Raw genomic sequence first — 6,000 nt, 5'->3', positions numbered from 1 at the left:
GGTGGTAAAGCAATATGTTCCATCCAAAATTATGCCTGCCATTTCGTTGATGATTGGCCTTGCAGCAGGGTTCACATTTACTGAAGGAACCATTAGGGAACATATATTTAATGGGGTTGCAATTGGGCTCGCCGCTAGTGGGCTTTTTGATCTATCAAAGATACCGGCCAAAAATAAAAACTGATTCGATTGGAGAATCAGTTTTTGTTTTTACTTATTTTAAAAGTGGGATAGTTTATGTCCATGCAAAATGAATACTTTGTTTTGACAGCTTGTTTCATTTTTTTGTATAAGACTAAGATCACAGCAAAAAAAACATGCTGAGGTACGGAATCGTCAATCAGTGTATTGAATAGTTGCTGTCCACTATAATACATGAATTGGGTTTAAAAAGTTTACAACGAATTGATGGATGAATTTTCTCCACTTCATGAAGATAAAAGGACAATCAGAAATCCGTAAAAATATTAATAGATTGTCCCTTTTTATACGTCCGTCTCTTATCAACCACTGAATAAATTAATGTTTTTCCTGTTCCAGTTGAAAAAACCTACGTTCAAATCTGAAATAACCATGTAAAGATAACGCAGGGATGGCTTATCATAATATCTTTGAACTTGAAGGAATAATGCACCTGCAATGTCTAGATCGTTTAAAATCTCAGATTTTCCAAAATCATTGTATTGTAAAGTTGCAATATCCTTGCCAAGCTTTTCCCAAGAACCATATCCTGCTTGCTAAGAATACACCGCTCTCCATTTCCAGCAGTATTTTTGGTTACAACCAATCCTTTCAATCTGCGGGAATTGTCATCGGCCCGTTTCTCGGCGCCTTTATTGCTAGTTCATTCGGATATCGAGGGGTGTTTCTTGTGACGGCTCTATTATTCTGCACTCTTGTGGTGGTCAACAAGAGCGCAGGATATCAGTAATGATTCATTTTAAAAGGAAGTTTGTCTATGGCAGATTACATCAAAAGCATCAGAAAGTTCGTAGGGCACACACCGATTATTTTGAATACGGTTACCGGGATTGTCATGGATCATGGTCGGTCGCTTCTGCAAGAAAGGGACGGTGGCGGTTGGTGTCTGCCAGGCGGCTATTTAGAGTACGGGAAATCCTATTCGGAGGCATGCAAAAGAGAGTTACTTGAAGATACCAGATTAAATGTCGAAGTGATTCGGCCGCTGGGTATGTTTGACAAATATTTTATGGAATATTCAAATGGAAGTAAGTTGCAAAACCATCGGTATGTTATTTTTGATTAAGTCAACTGGTGGCTACCTGCTTCGTAAACGCACCAATGAGACTACTTTGATATAAATCATACCCCTGACCTGGTTTTCAATCAAAATCAGGATATGCTCAATTTAGTGAGAGACTTAGTTTGTCAAAATAAATTGTGATCATTAAACTATTGATGATGTAGGTGCTAAGAAGGGTTGGGAAAATATTGGATTACATAAACGATTTAAGATCGATGGTTGGTCACGAAAAGGTGATCATGGTTGTTTCAGGTGCGATTGTATTTGATAAGAAGCGTCGCGTGCTGATGCAGAGACGCTCGGATAACGGACAATGGGGTTTCCCAGGCGGATTCATGGAGTTGGGCGAAAGCGTACAGAATGCAGCAAGAAGAGAAGCTTATGAAGAGACGGGTCTTCATTTAGGAAAGCTTGAATTATTCAGTATTCATTCAGGTCCAAAGTATGGCAAAATTTTTCCTAATGGCGACCAAGTTTCATTGGTTCTTATTTCTTTCAAATGTACGGAATATATCGGTGAATTAACCGAGCGCAGTGAAGAGTCCAAGCAAAACAAGTTCTTTTCTCTTGGCGCTTTACCTGACCATTTATTTGCGGAACATAGGATGTTGGTCAACACGATTCTTTTAAACAAATCTTATCCTATTATCGAGTAGCTGACAACATTGAGTCTTAGTTCAACACAACACTGTCTAAAAAATAGGCGGACGCCTGCAAACAATAGCATCCCTTATTGTACTTTCTTGAAAATATGCTGATCACAATATAATCTCTTCACTAATAGTACGGTTTTCACTTACATCCATGATGTCTCATTGCCGCGCTTTCTTCGCAAGGCTTTCAATTGATTCAAAAAACGCATCGGCGTTCACGTTATAGACAATCTCGACCTCACGCCCATCTACGGATTCTTCGATGCGTCCCTGGCTCGGTTCTTCCGTATGTACAATGGTGCGCACCTTTTTTGTATGTACCAGATTGGGATTTCCTGCCGTCATTGTCGTTAATACGTCCCATAGATAATACGTTGAATTGGTTTCAAAATGAACGAGTGGCGGCACCGCTGCGTAGCATTGACCGAGAAAATCAATACCTGTATATTTGCGAAGCGATGCCCAGTGATTGCGAATCGGCACCGAGAGCGGCACCTGATTGGTGCTCTCAAGTGCAACCATACGCACCGGAATGCTGCTCTGCCAAACTCGCGCAACGGCTTCCGGATCCCAGAATGCATTCCACTCCGCTGTCCCGTCATGCTCCGGCTCCTGCACATTCCCGACCGGATTCAATGTCCCGCCCATCCAAATCAAACGCTCGATTTTCTTCTCGATGTCGGAAGCAAAGTCGAGCGCACGCGCCACATCAGTCAACGGTCCGGTGCATAAAAGTGTCGTTTTCCCTGCGTATTCCTTAACTTTTTGAGCTAGGTGTTCATGCGCGGGCAGGTTGCTCAACGGCGCGTCTACTTTTCCCGATTCATTCAATAGAGGAAGCGCGTCAACGAAAAACGGATGCATCCGCCATTCTTTCGGAAACGGATAATGTCCACGTGAATTTGAGCGCGCCACCTCAACAGATTTCCTCCCAAAACGATCAATGATTTTCCGGCTCGCCTCAGTGCCCGGCGTTAAATAGCCGTCGGCCGGTATGACCGATACGCCGGTGACCTCTACCTGATCCATCTGCAGCAGTAAAAATAATGATACGAGATCGTCAATCCCCGCATCATGATTAAAATAGACATTCATCCGTCCCATCTCAGCACATCCTTTGTCCCATACTTATCTGTTATTTAAAATAACAGATCACGTAAAGAAGGTGCAATCAAAAAAACATGGATCACATTCGTGCATTGGGAGCGTACAGGTCCCCTGCTCGTGCGTGGGCACCGCGATTGTGTTTAGTCGTAATTCAAATTTACGCAGCCGACTTCTGCCGACATGATCTGAACGCTTTGAAGTGGTAAGATAGGAACAGATAATTAAGGAGGCTGACCCTGTTGAAAGAAGATTTGATTAGACGCTTCACTTCATATGTAAAAGTCAATACACAATCCGATGATGACAGCCCAAGCTGCCCGTCAACCCCCGGACAGCTGACACTTGCTCGCCAGCTCGTTGCCGAACTGAAAAGTATCGGCATGCAGGAAGTCACAATGGATGAAAACGGCTACGTTATGGCTACCTTACCGGCGAATACGGACAGGGCCACTCCTGTTGTCGGCTTTATGGCCCATGTGGATACAGCAACCGATTTTACCGGTGACGGAGTCAATCCGCAATTTGTTGAAAACTATGACGGCGGCGATATTGTCTTGAACAAAGAGCGGAACATCGTGCTCAGCCCGAAGACCTTTCCGGAATTGCTCAACTACAAAGGTCATACGCTGATTACAACCGACGGCACAACGCTTCTTGGTGCCGATGACAAATCCGGTGTAACGGAAATCATGACCGCGATGGATTATTTAATTCAGCATTCGGAAATCAAGCACGGGAAAGTACGTGTCGCTTTCACTCCTGACGAAGAAATTGGCCGCGGTCCCCATAAATTTGATGTCAAAGCATTTGGCGCGTCATTTGCCTATACGGTCGACGGCGGCGCACTTGGCGGACTTGAATATGAGAACTTCAACGCCGCTGAGGCAAAACTGATTTTCAAAGGCAGCAATGTCCATCCCGGTTCCGCCAAGAATAAAATGCTTAATTCAATAAAAATGGCTGTTGATTTCCAAAATCAGCTTCCGGCTGAAGAAGCACCCGAGCTCACTGACGGATATGAAGGCTTCTACCATCCGCTGACCTTCAGCGGAGACGTCGAACAGACTAAAGTCGTTTACATCATCCGCGATTTCGACAAGAACAAATTCGAAGCAAAAAAAGCATTCGTCCAAGAAACGGTGCAGAAACTTGAGAAAAAATACGGCGAAGGCACAATCGAACTCCAATTGAAAGATCAGTACTATAATATGAAAAACATTGTCGAGCAGCATAAAGAGGTATTTGATGTCGCCTACCAAGCGATGAAAAACCTCGACATTGAACCTCAGGTTTTACCGATTCGCGGCGGTACTGACGGCGCGCAAATCTCCTACATGGGACTGCCGACACCAAACCTGTTCACCGGCGGCGAAAACTTTCATGGCAAATATGAATATCTGTCGGTTAACGATATGATTAAGGCAACCAAAACGATCGTCGAGATCGCGCGTTTGTTTGAAGAGCAGGCCTGAATTGTTAAAAACGCCGCCGAATCCTTTACGGATTTCAGTGGCGTTTTTTAATTGCTCCCATCTTTAGACAATCTTCCCTCGTTTGACCAGCGTCTTCTGCACCGAGTGAATATCACGTACATTATATTTGGCCATAAACACATAGCACAGTGCCGACGGGATGAGCGGGAGCTGAAGCAGGCTCATCGTCAGAATATAATCGCCCGGACTTTTCAAATAGATGTGGATAATCGCCAGTACGGCACCGATTCCCAGGTTGCCTACCGTTCTTCCCAAGCTGTTCGCCAAATTAGCAATACTGAAGACAGTACCGCGATGCTCCGGCAAATTGACATCGGTAATCAGCGCTAACCAGTTCGGCGTGTTGGCTGATTGCGCAGCCGATGCGAGCAGTGAAATGACAAAAAGCGACAAGATCCAAGGGTTGGTAACGAAATTACGAAGTAGGCTGAAAAATAAAGTTACCGAATTTGTTGTGTCCGGGAGTGATAATTGATCGATTGGAAAAATAAATAATAAGATATACAGGGGCATGGTCAGAAAAACAAATACCGCAGTGATCAGCGCGCGCGCTTTATAGCTTCGCTTTTGAAGCACGTCCCCAAGATAACCGAAAAAAGAGGACAGCGTACCGCCGATTTGAAAAATACCAAACAGAAAGGCGGCGACAATCATTGCTATTTTCGTTTCATAGCCAAGCTCTTCAATTCTGGATATATAAAGCGTCGGCAGCCAAATCAAACTGCCGGTCGCAATATTCATGAAGAAGCCTTGCAGGAAAAGGAGCAAATTGCTTCTTTTCCCAAGCATTGTTACAATCTGGCTGAGACCAATCCGGTAAGTATAGCTCATGCCGCGATCCATCAATTTTTTCAGTTCAGGTTCCATGCTTCCGAAACGCGGTTCTTCAACAAAGAAATAAAAGACAATAAGCAGCAGGCCGATAACCGCCAAAACTTCAAAGGGAAATCGCCAGTTGGACATGGTAGAAATAATTGAGGCGATCAGTGCACCGGCAATGCCGCCAAAGCCTTGAGACATGCCCCACAGGCTTAAGATCATGCCGCGCGAATGGTAGGGCACATAGTCGGTCAGTGCGCTGAAACCGATCGAGGCCACACACCCTAGGCCGATGCCCGTAATCACTTGGCAGACCAGCAAATGAATGTACGAGCCGCTCAGCGAAGTCATATAGACACCGATGACCCAAATCAGCGTACCGATGATCACCAGCCGCTTGCGGTGATATTTTCCTGACAAATAGCCCCAAAACAATGAGGAAAAAGAAGTTGCCAGTATATTAATTGCAGAAATGACACCCATGGACGAAATCGCAACATGCAGGTCTTGTGATATGTTTTTGAAAAGCGGCGGGAATAATCCGATCACAATGTTGTCAAACGCTGCCAGGCTGACGTAGACAGATATAGCGTACACAGTCTTAAATTTCTGAAGTGACATACAAACGTAATCTCCTTAAGTTTATGTTGCGTTACAATAAGCT

The 6,000-nt window shown here is 44.4% G+C and carries 6 protein-coding genes and 1 pseudogene; 5 read left to right on the top strand and 2 right to left on the bottom strand.

What is annotated here, in order from left to right; translation table 11 throughout:
* The 4 genes and pseudogenes from NIE88_RS15620 to NIE88_RS15605 form a co-directional block, all read left to right on the top strand.
* Nucleotides 1–184 (top strand): annotated as a pseudogene (locus tag NIE88_RS15620) (hypothetical protein); the annotation flags it as partial.
* A 408-nt stretch (nucleotides 185–592) separates the two neighbouring features.
* The gene (locus tag NIE88_RS15615; protein WP_253063514.1) at nucleotides 593–931 is read left to right on the top strand and encodes an MFS transporter; all 339 of its coding nucleotides are present in this window, start codon (nucleotides 593–595) and stop codon (nucleotides 929–931) included.
* 27 nt (nucleotides 932–958) lie between these two features.
* Nucleotides 959–1,267: an NUDIX domain-containing protein gene (locus NIE88_RS15610; protein WP_253063512.1), complete on the top strand. Its 309-nt coding sequence runs from the start codon at nucleotides 959–961 to the stop codon at nucleotides 1,265–1,267.
* Nucleotides 1,268–1,452: 185 nt separating this feature from the next.
* Nucleotides 1,453–1,920 carry an NUDIX hydrolase gene (locus tag NIE88_RS15605; RefSeq protein ID WP_253063510.1) on the top strand — a complete coding sequence of 156 codons (468 nt, stop codon included), beginning with the start codon at nucleotides 1,453–1,455 and terminating at the stop codon, nucleotides 1,918–1,920.
* Between the two features lie 156 nt (nucleotides 1,921–2,076).
* On the opposite strand, the gene NIE88_RS15600 is transcribed toward NIE88_RS15605, so the two are convergent.
* Nucleotides 2,077–3,021, bottom strand: coding sequence for a nucleoside hydrolase (locus NIE88_RS15600; protein WP_253063508.1), 945 nt, complete (start codon nucleotides 3,019–3,021; stop codon nucleotides 2,077–2,079).
* Nucleotides 3,022–3,263: 242 nt separating this feature from the next.
* Between NIE88_RS15600 and pepT the strand changes: the two genes are divergently transcribed.
* Nucleotides 3,264–4,496 carry a peptidase T gene (gene pepT / locus NIE88_RS15595; protein ID WP_253063507.1) on the top strand — a complete coding sequence of 411 codons (1,233 nt, stop codon included), beginning with the start codon at nucleotides 3,264–3,266 and terminating at the stop codon, nucleotides 4,494–4,496.
* A gap of 63 nt (nucleotides 4,497–4,559) precedes the next feature.
* On the opposite strand, the gene NIE88_RS15590 is transcribed toward pepT, so the two are convergent.
* Nucleotides 4,560–5,957, bottom strand: coding sequence for an MFS transporter (locus tag NIE88_RS15590; RefSeq protein WP_253063506.1), 1,398 nt, complete (start codon nucleotides 5,955–5,957; stop codon nucleotides 4,560–4,562).
* Between the last annotated feature and the right edge of the window lie 43 nt (nucleotides 5,958–6,000).

This window comes from Sporolactobacillus shoreicorticis (genome assembly GCF_024125445.1).
GTDB classification, from domain to species: Bacteria; Bacillota; Bacilli; order Bacillales; family Sporolactobacillaceae; genus Sporolactobacillus; species Sporolactobacillus shoreicorticis.
This window is presented reverse-complemented; position numbering and strand designations above follow the sequence as displayed.